The sequence below is a fragment of the Paeniglutamicibacter psychrophenolicus genome, assembly GCF_017876575.1.
GTDB classification, from domain to species: Bacteria; Actinomycetota; Actinomycetes; order Actinomycetales; family Micrococcaceae; genus Paeniglutamicibacter; species Paeniglutamicibacter psychrophenolicus.
The window spans coordinates 3,389,213-3,407,988 of sequence record NZ_JAGIOE010000001.1 but is presented as its reverse complement, the minus strand read 5'-3'; the positions used below and the strand labels follow the sequence as shown (position 1 = coordinate 3,407,988).

General features: G+C 68.3%; 10 protein-coding genes and 1 pseudogene. 7 read left to right on the top strand and 4 right to left on the bottom strand.

The annotated features are described in order from the left end of the window. The first annotated feature begins 57 nt into the window (after window positions 1-57). The 6 genes and pseudogenes from rpsA to JOF46_RS22950 form a co-directional block, all read left to right on the top strand. Window positions 58-1,524: a 30S ribosomal protein S1 gene (gene rpsA / locus JOF46_RS15465; RefSeq protein ID WP_113761051.1), complete on the top strand. Its 1,467-nt coding sequence runs from the start codon at window positions 58-60 to the stop codon at window positions 1,522-1,524. Window positions 1,525-2,147: 623 nt separating this feature from the next. After that, window positions 2,148-4,985 carry a DEAD/DEAH box helicase gene (locus tag JOF46_RS15460; protein WP_342592470.1) on the top strand — a complete coding sequence of 946 codons (2,838 nt, stop codon included), beginning with the start codon at window positions 2,148-2,150 and terminating at the stop codon, window positions 4,983-4,985. Then, window positions 4,978-5,799 carry an SWIM zinc finger family protein gene (locus JOF46_RS15455; RefSeq protein ID WP_209908482.1) on the top strand — a complete coding sequence of 274 codons (822 nt, stop codon included), beginning with the start codon at window positions 4,978-4,980 and terminating at the stop codon, window positions 5,797-5,799. The genes JOF46_RS15460 and JOF46_RS15455 overlap by 8 nt, the downstream gene beginning before the upstream one ends. Window positions 5,800-6,201: 402 nt before the next feature. After that, a complete protein-coding gene (locus JOF46_RS15450) occupies window positions 6,202-6,795 on the top strand; it encodes a hypothetical protein (RefSeq protein WP_209908481.1) in 594 nt (197 codons plus the stop codon). A gap of 28 nt (window positions 6,796-6,823) precedes the next feature. Next, window positions 6,824-7,324, top strand: coding sequence for a DUF4231 domain-containing protein (locus tag JOF46_RS15445; protein WP_209908480.1), 501 nt, complete (start codon window positions 6,824-6,826; stop codon window positions 7,322-7,324). An 8-nt stretch (window positions 7,325-7,332) separates the two neighbouring features. Beyond that, window positions 7,333-8,106, top strand: a pseudogene (locus JOF46_RS22950) (toll/interleukin-1 receptor domain-containing protein); the annotation flags it as partial. Between the two features lie 514 nt (window positions 8,107-8,620). Here JOF46_RS22950 and JOF46_RS22945 read toward each other — a convergent pair. Beyond that, window positions 8,621-10,429 carry a glycosyltransferase family protein gene (locus JOF46_RS22945; protein WP_483428549.1) on the bottom strand — a complete coding sequence of 603 codons (1,809 nt, stop codon included), beginning with the start codon at window positions 10,427-10,429 and terminating at the stop codon, window positions 8,621-8,623. Window positions 10,430-10,847: 418 nt separating this feature from the next. Between JOF46_RS22945 and JOF46_RS15435 the strand changes: the two genes are divergently transcribed. After that, window positions 10,848-11,516 (top strand): AfsR/SARP family transcriptional regulator, encoded by a 669-nt coding sequence (locus tag JOF46_RS15435; protein WP_209908478.1) that lies wholly within the window; start codon window positions 10,848-10,850, stop codon window positions 11,514-11,516. Between the two features lie 27 nt (window positions 11,517-11,543). Here JOF46_RS15435 and JOF46_RS15430 read toward each other — a convergent pair whose 3' ends face one another. From JOF46_RS15430 to JOF46_RS15420, 3 genes are read right to left on the bottom strand one after another with little or no spacing between them, the layout of a single operon-like run. Next, complete coding sequence (locus tag JOF46_RS15430; RefSeq protein ID WP_209908476.1) at window positions 11,544-15,218, bottom strand: DNA/RNA non-specific endonuclease; 3,675 nt, start codon at window positions 15,216-15,218, stop codon at window positions 11,544-11,546. Further along, window positions 15,215-17,248, bottom strand: a complete 2,034-nt coding sequence (locus JOF46_RS15425) for an ATP-binding protein (protein ID WP_209908474.1) — start codon at window positions 17,246-17,248, stop codon at window positions 15,215-15,217. Before JOF46_RS15425 ends, JOF46_RS15430 begins: the two co-directional genes overlap by 4 nt. Beyond that, window positions 17,245-18,756: a hypothetical protein gene (locus JOF46_RS15420; RefSeq protein ID WP_209908472.1), complete on the bottom strand. Its 1,512-nt coding sequence runs from the start codon at window positions 18,754-18,756 to the stop codon at window positions 17,245-17,247. Before JOF46_RS15420 ends, JOF46_RS15425 begins: the two co-directional genes overlap by 4 nt. Window positions 18,757-18,776 lie beyond the last annotated feature (20 nt).

Sequence of the window (18,776 nt, the reverse complement as noted above, 5' to 3'; positions counted from 1 at the left end):
GCCGGGGCTTCCGGCTGCCCGACTCATACAGACTATCCACATCGGAGTCCCTACTACATGACCATCACCTCCAACGAGAAGACCAGTGCCCCGGTCGTTGCAATCAACGACATTGGCTCTGCTGAAGACTTCCTCGCTGCCGTCGACGCCACCATCAAGTACTTCAACGATGGCGACCTCGTCGAAGGCATCGTCGTCAAGGTTGACCGCGACGAAGTTCTGCTCGACATCGGTTACAAGACCGAAGGTGTCATCCCTTCCCGCGAACTTTCCATCAAGCACGATGTTGACCCGGGCGACGTCGTCGCCGTCGGCGACAACGTCGAGGCCCTCGTCCTCACCAAGGAGGACAAGGAAGGTCGTTTGATCCTGTCCAAGAAGCGTGCTCAGTACGAGCGTGCCTGGGGCGACATCGAAAAGATCAAGGAAGAAGACGGCGTCGTTACCGGCACCGTCATCGAGGTGGTCAAGGGCGGCCTTATCCTCGACATCGGCCTGCGCGGCTTCCTGCCGGCATCGCTTGTCGAAATGCGCCGTGTGCGCGATCTGGCTCCGTACATCGGCCAGGAAATCGAAGCCAAGATCATCGAGCTGGACAAGAACCGCAACAACGTTGTGCTGTCCCGCCGTGCATGGCTCGAGCAGACCCAGTCCGAGGTTCGCTCCACGTTCCTCAACAAGCTGGAAAAGGGCCAGGTTCGTCCGGGCGTCGTTTCCTCCATCGTCAACTTCGGTGCATTCGTGGACCTTGGCGGCGTAGACGGCCTCGTCCACGTTTCCGAGCTGTCCTGGAAGCACATCGACCACCCGTCCGAGGTTGTCGAGGTTGGCCAGGAAGTCACCGTCGAGGTTCTCGAAGTGGATCTGGACCGCGAGCGTGTTTCGCTCTCGCTCAAGGCCACCCAGGAAGATCCGTGGCAGACCTTCGCCCGCACCCACGCCCTCGGGCAGGTTGTACCGGGTAAGGTCACCAAGCTTGTTCCGTTCGGTGCATTCGTGCGCGTCGAAGACGGAATCGAAGGCCTCGTGCACATCTCCGAGCTGGCCGTGCGCCACGTGGAGCTGGCAGAGCAGGTTGTCTCCGTTGGAGACGAGCTGTTCGTCAAGGTCATCGACATCGACCTCGAGCGTCGCCGCATCTCGCTGTCCCTCAAGCAGGCCAACGAGGGCGTCGATCCGGAAGGCACCGAATTCGATCCGGCACTCTACGGCATGGCCGCAGAGTACGACGAAGAGGGCAACTACAAGTACCCGGAGGGCTTCGATCCGGAGACCAACGAGTGGCTCGAAGGCTTCGAGACCCAGCGTGCGGCTTGGGAGCAGCAGTACGCTGACGCCCAGACCCGCTGGGAAGCACACAAGAAGCAGGTTGCCCAGCACGTGCTCGACGACGCAGCAGCAGAATCGGCTCCGGCCGAGTCCGCTTCTTCGTCCTACTCCTCGGAAGCCCCGGCTCCCGAGGCAGGCACCCTGGCATCCGACGAGGCCCTCGCAGCACTGCGCGAGAAGCTCACCGGCGCCTAAGCCAACCTGCGCCAACGGATCATTGATCCACGCAAGGTAGCTTGACCGAAGGGCCCCCTTCCACCAATGGTGGAAGGGGGCCCTTTCGCCGTATCCGGGGCAAACGACCCACCACCCGGATGGTGGACAGGCGGCTGATCCTGTGCCGGGCCAATCCTGGGACCACGCCGCAAAACGGCAATCACCGGCGGACGGCGGAATGGACGGCGGGCGAACGTTCCCGACCCGGATACCCCGGAATTCGGCCCGTTCCAGCGGTAGGCTGGTGGGTGAGAAATACCGGGGCCTGTCTGGGTCGCTGCTTGCCGTCATGAAAGGTGATGCTTTTGCTGGTGCTCCATGCGTTCTGGTCGATCGAGCGTGGTCTCGGGTTGTGGGCGGAAGACTCCGGGAAGACCGTCAAGAGCCCCAGCCAGGCAGTGAGGTCGGCGCGCCCCCATCCCTTCGCTGCAACCGGTGATGTCATGCTGGGGCTGCAGCCCGGTGCGGTCGGCAGCACCACCCTTTGGCTCCCGTCCCTGCGGCAGTCGCCGCTTGACTCTCCCGAAGTTGTGCGTGTGGTTCCACGGCGCCGTGGCGCAGGCGACCCCTCGCTCTTGTCGTGGTTGGTCCCCGTGGTGTGGGTGAGCCCGGAAGCCGTCGGAGCCCGGCCCCATCCGGCATCCGATGCCGAGGCTCACGGCACGGTGCTGGAGAGGGCGTTGCTTCCCGAGGGCTTTTCCGTCGCGGAAGGCACCCCGCCCTTCGATCCCCGCATGGCGCCGTCGGTTCGGTTCCTCCAGGAACTGGTGCGCTTCGCGGACGAGCTTGCGCAGCGCGGCAGGGTCATCCCCGAGATTGCGTGGACGGAGAAGGACGGGAAGGGAGCCCCGGTGGCACAGGCGCGTTGGCGTGCGGTTCTGCGGGGACCCGATGCCCTGGCGTTCGGGGACTTGACCGCTGCCACGCCACCGTCGTTTCGGGCAGAGCCGGGTTCGGAGGATGCCGGCGAATTGGTCGCCGCGGCGCTGGACGTGCTGACCGATGCGGCGGTTCGGCGACGACTTCCAACGGACTTGCGGATACTGCCACCTCGCCGTGGCCGCAAACCGGGGCAACTCCCTGTGGTCGAGGCTTGGCTGGAGGCGTTGTCAAGCCCGAATGCGGACGTCAACGCGCCGGAACCTGCGTTGGAGGACCTGGAACGCGCCTTGGCGCCCTGGGCCGGATACGCCATCGAAGCCACCTCAGTGGCTCGTGCAACCTTTCGACTCGGTGAAATCAATGACGCAGAGGTGGGTGAACCTGCACGGCCGGGCACGCAACGGTGGCGCGTGGAGTTCCTCTTGCAGTCCGCGGCAGACCCGAGCCTGTTGGTTCCCGCCGAGCAGGTCTGGAGGGACGACGGAGCCCTCTCCCGCTGGCTGGGGCGTCCGCAGGAGATCCTGCTGGGTGAATTGGGGAAGGCCGCCCGCATCTATCCCGGCATCGAACACGGCTTGCGCCAATCTCGGCCGCAATCGATGGAACTTGACACCGAGGCGGCCTTTGATTTCCTGCGCCACGGAGCCCCTGCCCTCGCCGAAGAGGGATTCGGGGTGCTCTTGCCTGCATGGTGGGACCAGCGTGCGAAATTGGGCCTGAAACTCTCGGCTTCCACCCCGATGGGTGATGACACCGGCCGCGCCCCGACCTTCGGCATGGAACAGCTCTGCAACTTCCAGTGGAGCCTCGCCATGGGCGAGAATACGCTCAGCGATGAAGAAATCGACGCACTTTCCCGGGCCAAGGCCCCGCTGGTCCGGCTGCGTGGGCAATGGATTGCCGTGGACTCCGAGCAGCTGCGCCGGGGCATCGAGTTCCTGGAGCGCAACAGCGGGGGCGCCGGCACCGTCGCGGAGGTATTGCGCCTCGCGTCCATGCATCCCGAAGACGCGGAACTCCCCTTGGACATCGCCGAGGTCAAGGCCGATGGGTGGCTGGGCTCCCTGCTGGATGGTTCGGCTGATGCAAGCATCCAACCGGTGGCCCTTCCCCAGGACTTCGTCGCGACGCTGCGACCCTACCAGGAACGTGGGCTGGCCTGGTTGAACTTCCTGGCGGATCTGGGACTGGGTGCTTGCCTGGCCGATGACATGGGGCTGGGAAAAACCGTACAGCTGCTCGCGTTGGAGGCCGTCCGACGTCACGCCCATCCCGGTTCCGGAACTACGCTGCTGGTCTGTCCGATGTCATTGATTGGCAATTGGGAGGCCGAAGCCGCAAAATTCGCCCCCGGAATGCGGTTGCACGTTCACCATGGATCGGAGAGGCTGCGAGACGCGGAGCTGGAGTCTGCGCTGGCCGACACCGACTTGATGATTACCACCTATGCGACGCTCACCCGCGACGTCGAGATTTTTGAGTCCCGCATCTGGAACCGAATCGTGCTCGATGAGGCCCAGGCGGTGAAGAACAGACTTTCACGCGCAGCGAAGGCCGTCAAGCGGCTATCGGCCCAGCACAGGGTCGCGCTCACCGGTACCCCGGTGGAAAATCGCCTGGGGGAGATGTTCTCGATCATGGACTTCCTGAATCCGGGGATGCTTGGCCCTGCGGAGCTGTTTCGAGCAAGGTATGCAATTCCCGTTGAGCGGTATGGCGACGAGCAGGCGGCCCGGCGGTTCCGTGCCATTACCCGGCCGTACCTGCTGCGGCGCGTCAAGACCGATCCGTCCATCATCGACGACCTGCCGGAAAAGATCGAAATCAAGCAGTACTACACGCTCACGAGCGAACAGGCCTCGCTCTATCAGTCCGTCGTGGACGAGATGATGGAGAAGATCGAGGGATCGGAGGGAATCGCACGTCGTGGCAACGTTTTGGCGGCGATGGCCAAGCTCAAGCAGGTCTGCAACCACCCCGCCCAGCTTTTGCACGACCGCTCGGACGTGGGGCAGCGCAGCGGCAAGGTGATGCGCCTGGAGGAGATCCTGGAGGAGATCCTTGCGGAGGGAGACAAGGTGTTGTGCTTTACCCAGTACACCGAGTTCGCCGAGATGCTCCTGCCGCACCTCACGACACGATTGGACACCGAGGTTGCCTATCTTCACGGCGGCACATCCAGACAGAAGCGGACCGAAATGGTGAGCCGTTTCCAATCCGCCGACGGGCCGTCGGTCTTCCTGCTCTCGTTGAAGGCCGGCGGCACCGGGCTGAACCTGACCGCCGCCAACCACGTCATCCACCTGGACCGTTGGTGGAACCCTGCGGTCGAAAACCAAGCCACCGACCGGGCCTTTAGGATCGGTCAGAAGCGCAGTGTGCAGGTGCGCAAGTTCATCTGCCGCGGAACCCTGGAAGAACGGATTGATGCCATGATCGAAGAAAAGAAGGCCTTGGCGGACATGGTGGTCGGCGACGGGGAAGGGTGGCTCACGGACCTGTCCACCGCGAGCCTGAGAGACGTGTTCGCCCTGTCACAGGAGGCCGTCGATGACTAGGCGCCGCTACAATTCACAGTTTTTTCCGCAATCCTCCCCGCTGGCGGTCCAGGGTGGTGTGAAAGCCAGAAGTGCGCGTGGTGCCATTGGCACCAGCTGGTGGTCAGGACGTTTCATCGAGGTGCTGGAGGGCATTGGTGTTGGGTCGCGGCTGGCCCGTGGAAAGAACTATGCCCGGCGTGGGCAAGTGATGTCACTGAAGGTTGATGCCGGAACGGTGACAGCAAGCGTGCAGGGCTCCCGGTCCAAGCCGTATCGCGTGCGGATAGGCCTCGCGGCGTTCGGCAAGTCCGAATGGGCTTCGGTGGAGGAATCCCTGGCAAACAACGCCTGGTATGTCGCGTCGCTGCTGGCCGGTGAAATGCCGGACGACATCGAAGAAGTCTTTACCTCCGTAGGGCTGTCGCTTTTCCCGCGCGGCGCCAACGAATTGAGCATGGACTGTTCGTGCCCGGACTGGGAAGTTCCCTGCAAGCACCTGGCCGCCGTGTTCTATCTGCTGGCCGAACAATTCGACGAGGATCCGTTCCGCATCCTTGCCTGGCGCGGACGAGAGCGGGACGACCTGCTGGGGCGCTTGCGGGAGGCCGACGCGGGGAGCGGGCACGATTCGCGCGCCGGCGCTGCCCTCACGGACGTGCTTGATGCATTTTTTGAATCGCCCGCAGCGCTTCCCCTGCGCCCCGGCACACGTGGTTCGGCATTGCTCGTGGACCAGCTGCCGGAAGTGGACCTGACCGTGCGCTCGCACCCGCTGGCCGAGGTGCTGCGTCCGGTGTACACGGCACTGCGCGAATCCGGGCCGGAGATGTGAAACGGGCCATGGGCCCCGTAGCGGTTCGGGCACTTGGTGGGCCGGCCGCAGTCGAGGTGTTATTCCTGCCGTGCGCGGGATGAGGGCAGCTCGGCCCCGATCCGAGGTCGCCGTTTCTTGCCGCCCAGGGCAACCAGCGGACTTCGGCGTGCCGTGCCCGGGGCGGTGAATGGAACCAATCCCCGCAAAATGAGCTCCACGGGTTCCCGTGTTTCCGGCCCGCCATCCGGGGCGGCCGGAGATGCCCCCCTGCCCACGCATGGACGTCACCGGGGCCGGGGGCGCATCATGGACTTGTGGAGGCACCTGAATGCGGTGCGCCCGGGCGCCCGCATCCACTTGCGTTTGGCTGCGCCCCGGCCGGGAGGCAGCCACGGACCTCACGGGGGAGGCGGTGCGAGGATGATCCTGGTGTTTGCCGGTGTCCAGGCCGACCTGCGCGACAGATTGCAGCCCCGGCTCCCTTCCCGTGCCGAGGCGCCGTTGCGCCGGCACCTCACCTGCCTGCTGCTGCGAAGCCGGCCGCGGCTTGCTGTCGGCGCGCTTGCCTCCGGCAGCGACATCATCGTGGCCGAAGCCGCCCTGGCCGCCGGAGTCCAGCTCAAGGTCCTGCTGCCCTTTGACGTGCCGGCCTTCGAATTGAGCAGCATCCGGGCGCACGGCGGGGAATGGGTGGCACGGTTCAACGCCCTGCTCACTGCCACCGGGCCGCCGCTGGCCGGAACCCTGGATCCTGCCGATCCCGCCGTTTTTACCCGCCACAACCAGGTCCTGCTGGAACGGGCACGGGCTTGGGCCATCGGATCGGAACCGGTCAGGGCGTTGGCAATCCGGCCCGCATCCCGGGGTCTGAGCGAGACCACCGACGACTTCGCCGAGCGCTGCGGCCCGCTGTCCATTCCGTTGTGGGACATCGATCCGCTCGCCGAGCAGGACGGGGGACCGTTCCCCGTACCGCTCGAAGGATGCGAACCAAGCCCCAAGGATCAAGACTAGGGCCAACCGCGAATTCTAGGAGAAGACCATGGCACGGGCAAAACGGAAACGACGCCCCGAATGGGAAAAACTTGCCTCGGACCTGCCCGAGCCGCAGGATTCAAACGGCGCGCAGGACTTGCTGTGGCAGATGTTCAGCGCCCAATTCCGTTGGTACGACCGCGCCGCAAGCCGATCCCGCTGGGCCTACCAGGGTCTCAAGGCCCTGACGCTCGCCAGCGGTGCATCGGTCACGGTGCTTGCCGCGTTGGCCGCTCCGGCGGCGCTGACAGCCCTGGTCGGTGGGCTCATCGTGCTCTTCGAGGGCCTGCAACAAATTGGCCAGTTCCACGCCAAATGGCTGAATTACCGTTCCACGGCCGAGCGCATGCGCCACGAGGGGTTCTTCTTTGCGGCCGGGGTCGGCGCTTACGCCAATCCGGAGCGGCGACGGGAAAGGCTGGCCCGGTTCATCGAGGAATCCGTGAGCACGGAACATGCTGCCTGGACCGAATCGGCCGGCAAGGGCGCCGAGCCGACCAAGGACTGAGACCCGCGATGTCCGAGTCCATCTTCATCAGCTATCGGCGGGCGACCTCCACGGGCAGCGCCGGCCGAGTCTATGACGCCCTTGCCGCGCACTTCGGGGAGGAACACGTTTTCATGGACGTCGATTCCATCGAACCGGGCGAGGAATTTGCCGGTGTGCTCACCGAGACCCTTTCCGGGTGTCGGGCGGTGTTGGTGGTGATCGACCCGGACTGGTTGGAGGTGGCCGACGCGCAAGGCAGGCGCAGGCTCGATGATCCGGGGGACTTCGTCCGCCTCGAGGTCGAAAGTGCGCTGGTCGCCGGGGTCAAGGTCTTCCCTGTGCTCGTCGGCGGCGCCGCGATGCCCTCGGCGGCGGCGCTGCCCGCCCCGCTTCGCTCGCTGGCCGGCAAACAGGCGGTGGAAATCAGTCCCACCCGGTTCCGGTACGACGCCGGGCGGCTGATAATCGCGCTGGAAGGGATCGTGGGAGTCCCCAAGAAGCGGCCCAAGCCCTCGTGGCGAGAGGAACACGCAGGACGGTTTGTGCTCCCTCGCTGGGCCCTGCCGTCCATCGGCGGGGTTCTTGCGGTGGTGCTCATCGTCGTCGTGGTGCTGCTGCAGCGCCCCGGCCCGGCGTCGTGGCAGCCCCTGCCCGATGCGCCGCTTGCGCTCGAGGGGGCATCGATGGCTGCCCACGGGGAAAAGATCTGGGTGGCCGGCGGGGTATCCGCAAGGGACGGCCGGGAACTGCTGGATGATGTGAACATCTACGACCCGGCCACCCGAAGCTGGAGCGCGGGCCCCCAATTGCCCGAACCGCTCGCCTTCGGCGCCCTCGTCGCGGCTGGGCCCGACCTCTACCTCGTGGGCGGGCAGGGTGCCGCCGGTGCGGTGGACACGACGCTGCGGCTGGATGCCGGAACCGGGGAATGGCTCCGGGACGAGCCCCTGCCCGCAAGCCGGGAAGCCGGCGCTGCGGCCTGGGACGGAAGCCGGATCGTCTATGCCGGAGGCGTCGGCACTGACCACGCCGCCGCCAGGGAGGTCTACGCCCTGGCGGCGGGGGCGTGGAAACAGATCGGCGAGCTTTCCGTTGCCCGGGAGAAGCCTGCCGCGCTCAGCGATGGATTCGGCACGGTGTGGATCATCGGGGGCCGGGATCGGGCCTCGGGCGTCCCGGCGTTCGGCACAGTGGACGTGGTGCAGGTGGACGGGATCAGCCGGGGGCAGTCGGTGCGCCCCGTGCACAGCGCCGCCGCGGTGTGGATCCCCGGTGCGGGGCCGTGTGCCATCGCCGGGGACACGGGCCTTGGCGTCAGTGCCCAAGTGCAGTGCCTGAACGGGCCCGCGGGGATTCCTGCGCTGCCGGTCCCGCGGGCGGGGCTGGCAGCTGCCGCGCTGGGCCCCGAAATCTACGTGATGGGTGGTTACGACGACGGACAGCATGGAAGCGCCGTGCTGAATGTCTTCCGTGCCGGAGGCCAAGGGGACGGGACAGGGCCATGACGGGAGGCAGCAGGCACACCGAGATGCCGACCAAGGCCCAGGCTGCCGCCGCGGTGCCGGTCGCGGTGCCGGCCGCGATGCCGGCCGCCAGCGCCAGCGCCAGGGCCGCTGCCCACAGCAGGTGGGGAAGGAACGTGCGCGCCCTTTCGCGGCTGCGCAGACGTCCCTTGCCGGTGACCACGTAGGCGGGGGTGCGGCGCAGCAGGGCGGCCAGTGCGGATGCGGCATACACGGGGGCCGCGACCAGCGTCGCCAGCAGCGCCAGCGCGATCGAGGTTCGGCGCTCGGCCGGATGCAGGTACCAGCGCTTCATCCGGTGCAGGATCAGCAGCCAGCTGCACACCACCAGGCACCAGAGGGCCAACGGCAGCACCCCGAGCTCGTCTGGGCCCGTGCGGGTCCGGGCCCAGACGAGTTGGGTGATATTCGCCAGGGTGCCCAATATCCAGGCCAGACCCACGCTTGGATAGAAGGACTGCAGGAAGACGTAGGCGGCGGCCTGCCGGGCGCCGAGCCGGCGGCGCGCTTCGCGTCCGCCACCGAGCAGGATCTGCCAGATGCCCGAGGCCCAGCGGTCCTGCTGGCCGAAGAAGTCGGTCCAGGTCGAGGGCCCCTCGCCGACGGCCAGGATGTCCGGGGTGTAAACCCCGGTCCAGGCGGCGCCGGTGGCCGGGTTGGTCGCGGCGTGCACCGCCATGCCGGTCAGGTGGTCCTCAACGATCGAATCCTGGTAACCGCCGATCTGCTCCCACGCGCTCATCCTGTAGAGGTGGTTGGTGCCGATCAGCAGCGGCGCACCCAAGCCGTTGCCCCCGCGCTGGATGATGCCTGTGAAAATGTATCCCTGGGCGGCGGCGGCCTTGGCGATCAGGCTGCTACCGGTGTTGCCATAGACCTGGGGAGCCACGACGAAGGCCAGGTCCGGATCGCGGAAATATCCCAGGGTGCGCAACAGGAACCGGGGGAAGGGGACATGGTCGGGATCCACCTGGGCGACGATGTCGTAGTCCCGGCCGTGGGCATCGCGCCACGCGTTGTGGTTTCCCGCCTTCGTCCCGGCCCGGAACCGGCCGCCGGAGGTGTTGTAGTCCGGGTTCCCGAGCCGGGTGAAATGCCTGACCCCGAGCGATGCCGCAGCTGCGCGGACCGCCGGGTCGTCCCCCTCGTCCAGGATCCACACGTCCACCGCTCCGTCGTATTCCACTGCCCGCATGGCGCGCAACGTCTTCAGGAGCAGTTCGACAGGTTCCCGGGACGGGACGATGGTGGTCAACACCGCCACGCGCAGCCCGGGCACCGGTTCCATGGGCACCGGGTCGCTCGCGACGGCGGCAAAGGCGACGACCCCGGCGCTTTGTGCCAGCCGGAGCAGTTCGGGCAGCACCACCAAGGCCCACAGGGCCCAGCCGTACGGGCCCGGGTCGGAGTGCAGGGCCAGTGCCGTGAGCAAGGCGATGAACGCGGCCGCAGCCGCCAGGTTCAGCACCAGCAGCGAACCGAGCACCGACTTCTCCCGGCCCTCCAGGATTCGGCGGAAGGCGAGCCGGTCAAGCCGTGGATCCGGGGGACCGGCAAGATCCGTGTAGCCGGCGTAGCTCGCGGGCGAGACATCTGTCATCGCGCTGGCCACCCCCTTGGGAAGGTCGGTCCGCCCCGTGTGCCGAGCCCCCGGTACGCCGGGCCGGTGCCCGGGCACGTGGCTCCTGTCTTGAGTTAGCGCCCCGATCCGTCACCGGGGCGTTATCGGCGGGTTTGCCCGGCGGCGGGAAAACCCATGGAAAATCCCTTGCCACACCCCCGTGGCGTTGCCGCTTCACGGCCGCTCGGGAGCACTTGCCTACCACCGGGGCCTCGCATTGTCTGTAGTCTTTTGGCCACTGGCAAGGCGGTGGCCGGGAATTGTATGGTGGCCTTGTCCATTGTTTCAATCCTGCTTGGGGGACGCCATGACATCGGGACTGGTGCGTTCGCTGGAGTCTGGTTGCGGTAATGGAAACGAGCCGGTGCTTCACCTTCTGGGTCCCCCCTCCGCCACGATGGGCGGAAATGTCCGGCACCTGACCGATGGGCACGCCCGGATCCTGGGATACCTGGCCTTCAACCCGGGCGAGCACGACCGCCGCTTTGTGGCCAGCACCCTGTGGCCGGACGCGGGCGGGGAACGGGCAGCGGGCAACCTGAGGGCGCAATTGTGGCGGCTGCGCCGCGACGGCGTCGGCCTGGTCGATTCGGATGGGCACCTGTTGTCCCTGGGAGATGGCGTGCTGGTGGACGTCCAATTGCTCGATGACTGGGCCACCCGGTTGATTGCCGGGAGCCCGACGGCCATCGACCTGGCGTGGGTGCCCAGGAACATCGACACCGCAGAAATCCTGCCCGGGTTCTCCGACGAGTGGATAGAGATGGAACGCCAACGGCTGCAGCAACGGATGCTCCATGCCATGGAATGCCTCAGCCGCGAATTCAGGTTGGCCGGCAGGTTCGCCGACGCCCTGGAGTCGGCACTCGTCGTGTGCCAGACCGATCCGCTGCGCGAGTCCGCCCAGGAAACGCTGATTGAAACCTACTTGTCCGAGGGAAACCCGCTGGTGGCGCAGCGCAGCTATGCGGAATACCGGGACCTGGTCATGGACGAACTCGGGGTTGAACCGTCACCGGCCTTGGCCCAACGCCTGGATTCCTTTTTGCGCGGCGAGGATCGCTGACCATTCGGGGGAGCGCGCTGCCTTGGACTATTCCAGCTGTGCCATGATCGCTGCCCAATGGTCCACGGCGATGGTCAGCAACCGCTTGTCGGTGGCGGTCGCCAACAGCACCTGCTCGTCATTGCGACTTAGTGACTGCCCGTAGGCCTCCTGCAGCACCCTGGCAGTGTCGGGGCCGACACCCGTGGCCCTGTCCAGCTTCTCACGGACCTCTGCCCAGGTGGTCCCGGGCTTCAGCATCTTCCCCAGGTCTTCCTTGACGTGGTTCGGGAAAGCGGTCAGGCCGGACCCGGAGACCGCCACATTGATGGCGAGGTCCTCGGCGCGTGCCCGGTGGCCGGCCACACCGGCAACGCTTGTTGCATTTTCGTCTTCCCTGGTGGCCGTCGACTGGAGGGAATAATGCGAGGTGATATCGGTCTCGATTTTCCGCCACGGAGCCAGGTTCGTGTCCAGCACCCAGGCCTGCGCCTGGATCGTTGAATTGATGTAGTCCTGGCCATGATCGGTCTCGATCCTGTTCGACCCCGCGATCTTGACGTGGTAGCGCACCCAGTACCTGTCGGTGTTGACCCAGCGCTTGATGGTTTCCTCGATCCGGCTGCTGTGCAGCGCGTTGGCGCTGCGGGTAATGGGGAACAGGTTGCGTGGTTCCCCCGGCCCGCCGAGGTGCTCGTTGAGCAGGTGCCCGCGGATGTATTCGCTGCCCAGCCTGTCCATCAGCCCGGTTTGTCCCCGTGGCTCGGAGCCCAGCGGGTGGTCGGGTCCCAGGGGCGATGCCTGCATCTCGATGCCGACTGCGGTGCCGGCCAATGTGGCGGACCAGAACTTCACCTCCGTCTGGTGGGCGGGATCGTTCTCGGGGTCCACGCCGCTGCCCTGGAGCGGTTCCCCGGCCAGGGTCTTGCGGAACTCCGGGTTGATGGAGCCGAGGACCTTGAATCCGGTCTCGAAATCGCCGTCGTATCCCAGCGTGGCCAAGCGGAAGCGGTTCTTGATGCGCGGGAAGTAGTCGTCAAGGGTGCCGCTGGAGCTCGCCTGGGCCGAGGCCAGGTCGACGGTGCGGGATGCCGCATCCAGGTCCTGGCGTTCCTGCTCCTTGGTGCGCGGAAGGGGGGCCGCTGGCTCGTCAAGGCTCTGCAATGAAATCGGTGACGGGTAGCGCGGCACGTTGGATGCGGGCAACTCGTTGGCCGGCACGGGGCCGGGCAGCGTGTCATCCGGTGCGGCTGCGGCCGCAGCCGCCGCACCCGGTGCCGTGGTGCCGGGTGCGGCCGGAGTCGCGGTTGGCTCGCCGAGGTGTCCCGGTGCATCGGCGCGCGCGGCACCGGGACGCGGGCCGCCGGGGGCCGGGGGCCGGCGGGCGGGTTGCGGTGCGGGCTCGGTGTGGCTTGCTTGGGCGGCCAGCTCGGCCGGGACCGGCGCGGTGCGCGCCTCGCGCAGGGCACCTTGCCATTCGGCCTTGTTTTCCAGGGCCTCGCGGGCACCGGAAGGTTCCGGGCCGTCCTCGGGCATGGCCGATTGGATCAGCGACTCGGAGTCGATGTCGGTGGAGGAAAATTCCAGTTCCGGGGGCTCCGGACGACCGAAGACATAGTTCATCCTCGCCTGCAGGGCCAGGTCGGGGCCGATCGGCATGGTGACGGAGGCCAATTCCCAGGTGTTGTCCCAGACCGTGACCCACAGCGCCTCGACCTCTGCCCAGGCGTTCAGGCTCAGTTTCAGCCGGGCCCCGGCCGCCAGCGTCGCAACACCGGCGATCGACCACTGACCACCCTCGTAGCTCAGTTCCGGAATAACGCTGATGGCCCCGTAGATCCCGGCGGTGCCCATGGCCTCGATGCCGCCGGTCAGCGAACCGAGCACCACATCCAGGCCGAGCCCGGCGCCGAAGGCGAGATAGCCCTCTACGAAGGCCGGGATGAACAATTCGCCCGAGACGGTGAAGCTCGGATCCGCCTCGGTGGCCCCGATGGTGTAGGACCCGGTGACGGTGATGTTGCGGAACACCCCGGGCCCGATGCCCGCGCGCACCCCGGCACGGATGCGGATCACCGCCACCAGGATGGCCCACAGCGGGATGTTCTGCGAATGCGAAAACAGCTCCTTTTCCACCCGTTTTTCCCCGAAAAGCTCCACCGGTTCGGTCACCTCGATGGTGCCCGAGACATCCACCCCGCCCTCGGGCAGGATGGTGGCGGTAAGCGTTCCGGCCAGGTTCGGCAACAACTGCGCGGTGACCGACCCGCTGCCGCCTACCTGAAGGGAATTGTCCTCGGTTTGGGTGACAGTCACGGTGACGGTGCCCGAAAGCTTGCCGTCGTCGGCCGAGTAGGCCAGGGTCGTCTCGCCGCTCCAGCGGTCCTGGGCGTATTCGACGTGGATCGCCCCGGAGAGCCCCGGAAGCGTCTCGGAATCGATCGGCACGTCGACGGCCCCGGAAATCGCGCCGTCAAGGTAGGCGACGGTGACCTGCACCGGGGCCATGCCCGGGATGGTCAGTTCCAGCTGGGTCGACAGCGCGAACCTGCCCTCCTCGTAACTGGCCTCCAGGCGCCCGCGTGCCGCAGGTTCCAGCGCCACCCCGACCGAGCCGCGGAATCCGAGCTGGCCGGACTCGGAGAGGATGATGGTCAGGGAGCCGTTGGTCAGCGGCAGCCCCTCGGGGAATTTGTTGGCGTCAATGCGCAGCGTTCCGCTCACCCTCGAATTGGTGACCGCCACCCGGCCGGTGACCTCCTCGAGGCCCGGGATGGTGAGCACCAGCTCGCCCGCTCCGCTGAAGCCGGGGTTGCGGCCGCCGAGTTCCAGGGTGGTGATCGACAGGGACCCGACCCCGGAATAGCTGGCGGAGAACCCGCTGAGGGTGGCGGTGGGCCGGCCATTGCCGAAGCCAAGGACGACCTGCCCGGTGCCCACCGACAAGCCGGGCAGCGGGGAGTGCGCCCCCGTCGCATCGATGGTGGCGGCGGCGGCCAGGTTGCCTGCCGCATCGGCCGTGATCGTGGCGCCCACGGCGTCCAGGAACGGCAGGGCCAGCGTCAGGGTGCCCGAACCGGTGAACGCCCCGTTCTCGTCGAATCCGACGTCGAGGGCCGCGCTTCCGGCCCGCGGGTACACCAAGTCCGCGTGCACCTGCCCGCTGAACCTCCCGTTGGCCAGCGCCAGGGTGCCGGACCCGGTGGCTTCCAGTTCGGTGCGTGGGGGCGAGAGATCCAGGTCCCTGAATTCCAGGGTGCCGGAGAGCCGGCCCGCCTCGTCCAGGCCGATGCGCACCCGCGGGTTGCCCAGGGCCGGGACCTGCAAGCGGGTCTGCCCGTGGGCGGAAAAGTGGGCGGTGCCGTCCCGATCCAGGCGGATGCGCACCTCGTTCGCATCCAGATGCGGCACCAGCAGTGAACCGGTCAGGTGCACCTGGCGCTCGCGGACCCGCAGCCCGGTGATCCGCACCCCGGGCAGCGGCTGCGGGATCCGGGCGGGGTCCAGCTCCCTGGCGGCCAGCAGGTCGGCACCCAACCGCAGCCCGCTTCCCAGCCTGGCGGCGAAACCGCCCTCGGCCAGCCAGCCGTAGGCGCTCGCCGGAACCCCGGTGTCGGTTGCGGGTTCGGCTCCGGCCGGAGCCCGCACGGGGGCAGGGGGTGCCGGGACCCGGGGGGCATGAACCGGCGGGCCCGGGCTCGGAGTGCCTGATTCGATGCTCATGTCGTCTCCCGGGTTGGGCGCAGCAAGCGGTAGTGCTCGCCGAAGTCGTTGCGGCGGATCGGGCGGCCGGACTTGGCCAGTTCGCTGCCCACCGCCCGCATCAGGGCGGCCATGGTGATGGACCCGCCGTCGGCGGCGGCCAGGTGCGCCGCGGCCAGCGCGGCATTGCGGATCTGCCCTCCGGTCAGTTCGAAGCGTTCGGCCAGCAGGTCGAGGTCCACATCCGTATCCATGCTTGCCTTGCCTTGCTCCAGCCGCCGCCAGATGGCCCGGCGCGCAGTTGCGGCTGGGGCGGGGAAGTCGATGACGGCGTCGAGGCGCCGCAGGAAGGCCTCGTCAATGTTCTGGTGCAGGTTGGAGGCGAGGATCGCGACCCCGGCAAAGGTCTCAAGGCGCTGGAGCAGGTAGGCGGTTTCCAGGTTTGCGTAGCGGTCGTGGGCGTCGCGGACCTCGGAGCGCTTGGAAAAGATGGCGTCGGCCTCGTCGAAGAAGAGCACCACGTCGGTGCCGGATGCCGCCTCGAAGAGCTTATCCAGGTTCTTCTCGGTCTCCCCGATGTACTTGGAGACCAGCCCGGCGAGGTTGACGCGGAACAGCGGCAACGCAAGTGCGTTGGCCACGGCGCTGGCGGCCATGGTCTTCCCGGTGCCCGAGGGGCCCTTGAACAGGACCGTGGTTCCCGGGCCGCGCCCGAAGATGCGGCCCAGCTCCCAGTCGGTGCGCACCACGGTACCGGTTCCCTGCCTGCCGACCACCTCGTCCAGCGCGATGCGGGTGGCCGGCGGAAGCACCAGGTCCTCGAGCGTGTATCCGTTGGCGACAGGTTCGGCCAGGTGCACCAGGGCGTGGGCGAGGCGCCCGCGCACCGCCGCATGCAGCGCCTCCGGTTCGCGGTGCACCGTCAGCAGCCGGCCAAGGAGCAGCGGATCGAGCCTTTCGAGGCGCCCCAACCGGCCGCGGAACCCCGGGGTGTTCGCCGGGTGGCCCTCCAGCAGCAACTCCAGCGCCCCGGTGCGCGCCAGGGTGCATGCCGGCAGCGCGTCGGCACAAAGGCCTGCATCCTCCCAGACGGCAGACCGGTCGCTGAGCACCAGCAGCGGGGCGGGCAGGATCCGTGCCAGCCGGCGCAAGAGGTGCGCCGGGGCCTCGTCCATGCCGCGCAGCACCGGCAGCAACGAGGCCAGGTGCGCCTCGCGCAGCACCGAGCACAGCAGGGCGGCGGCCGCCGCCGGGTCCGGCGGCAGCGTGGCGGCATCGAGCAGATAGATCCCGCCGCCACGCCGGGCGGCAAGATCCACCGCCCGCACGCCGGCCGCCACGGCATCGGCCCCGGTATCCACCAGCCAGCGCCCCGGTCCGATCCCGGGGGTGCGGACGCCAAGCCCGATGCGCGTCCCATGCTCCTCAAGCACGGTTGAGGTCCCGGCCACCCCCAGCAGCCGCTCCAGCAGGTCCTCGTCCAGCCGCACCGCCGCCTGCACCCAGGGGACTTGTTCGGCGACGGCCAGGCACCCGCCGGCGCACAGGGTGCCCCGGGAACCGAGCAGCGTCCTGACGGTGGACAGGTCCGCGTCGTCGCCGGGCAGCAGTCGCACCGCGAGGTCGGGCGTGAGGTGGCGACGGGTCATGTCGTCGTTCAGGTATCCGTAGACCAACCCATAGCGGGCATCGAGGGAGGGGGCCGCCGCCAGCAGCAGCAGATCGACCTCGGCGTCGTCAAGCCCCAGGTCCCGGGCCAGGACGCACAGCGGATCCCGATTGCCGGCCCGGCGTTCGGCGCGGAGCCGGGCCTCGAGGTCGCCGAGCACCGCGGCGGACTCGGCGGTGCCCGAGGCCCGCAACCGGCCGCCGGCCTCGGCCAGGATGGACTCTGCCTCATCGGCGGTGAGCAGCAGCCCCATGAAGCCCTCCCGCTGCCCGTCCCCGCGCAGCGTCCGGGTCAATGCCACCTCGTGGCGCAGCCGCAGGGCCAGCACCCGCAGTGCCCGCCCCGTCCAGCCTCCGGCGGGGTGCGCGCCCCGGCCGCTCATGGCCGGCGTCCCGTCAGGAGTATCCGCAGCCGCCGGTTGCCGAGCCAGCCGATGGGCCCGACATCGCCGTGCAGCCCGGCCAGGGACAGCACCACCGCCAAATCCGGGCCCCGCAGCGCGGCTTCGAGCCCGGTGTCGGTGACCGCGAGGGTGCCTTCGGTGTGCAGGAACTGGCGGCGCAGCCAGGGCGCCGAGGCGTGCTGCAGCCCCGGCAGCGCCGAGGCGAAGGTGCCCAGCAGCAACCCGGACCAGGCACCGATGCCCTCGGACCCTTCGAGCAGGTGGGCGCTGCGCGGGTGTACGGCCCCGGCCAGGCTCTCCGGCACCGGCGGGGGAGGCGCGGGTTCGGGACGCGGGCCGGCGGGGAAGAGGAAGTCCGCCAGTGCATCGGGTTCCCGCGCGGCTGCCTCGTGAGTGCCCCACAGGGCGCCGAGGACCGCGGCGCGCAATTGCTCGGCGTCCAGGTCCCGGTGGATGCCCAGGGCCAGCAGCCCGGGGACCAGCAACACCACCCCGGCGCTCGGGGAGAACAGCTCGGTGGCTGCAGCGGTGCGGGGGCCGCGCGGCGCGGTGGCCCGCTGCCGGTGGACGGCGGCGGCCTGGGCGTCAACGACGCGCCCGAACGCGGGGTCCTCAAACGCCCGGACCAGTGCCTCGCGGTAGATCCGGCCCAGCTCCGGAGTCGCCGCACCGAGGGCGGCACGCAGCTGGTCGGTGCCGGCGGTCCCGGAACCCCGTTCCAGCGTCGGCAGCACCATGCGCAGGGCCACCACGGCAAGCGCCGCGTCGAAGCGGGCGGACCACCCCACGACGCGTTGTTCGGCCGGCAGCGTGCCGAGCAATTGCTCCAGCAGGACCAGCACCTGGCGGGCTGCGGTGGTTCCCGCCGGAGCATCCGGCGTGCCGGCCGCCAGGGCCTCGACGAGTCCCGCTGGCCACCGCTGGTGAGCCCCACCCTGCCCAGCATGCCAGGCGGCCACCAGCACCCGGCAGTCGGCATCGCCCAGCACCGCGCCCAGCCGGTGGCGGCCGGCGCGCTCGGCCAGCAGCGGCAGCAGCCCCGGGTGGGTGCCGGCCAGTTCGACGGTCGCCTGGGCGCCGGTGAGCCGCTCCAGCGGTGCCAGGTCGGCAAAGGCCCACTCCTGCCCGCCGCCCGCCCCGAGCCGGAGGGCCAGGTAGTCGGCCAGGTAGTGCTCGCGGTCGGGCCAGCTGGCCACCGATCCGTCCGGAGCACGCAGTGCCTCGGCCAGGGCGCCGGCGATGGCACCGGCGAGGGCCAGAGCCAGCGCGCCGGCGTCGTCAAGCGAGGTGTCGGGCAGCCGGGCTTCGAGCCGACGGATGCGGATGATTCCGCCTCGGCCCTCCAGCACCGGGTCCAGGGCGCCGGGAAGTGCTGCCAGCAGGGCGCCGGGCAGGGCATGGACCAGGTGCGGGCGCGGGGTTCCCGGCGCGCCCTGCACCTGGACTTCGGTCTCGAGGGTGCCGACCGACACCCGGTGGCTTGCCATCCGTGGCTTCCTTTCCCGAC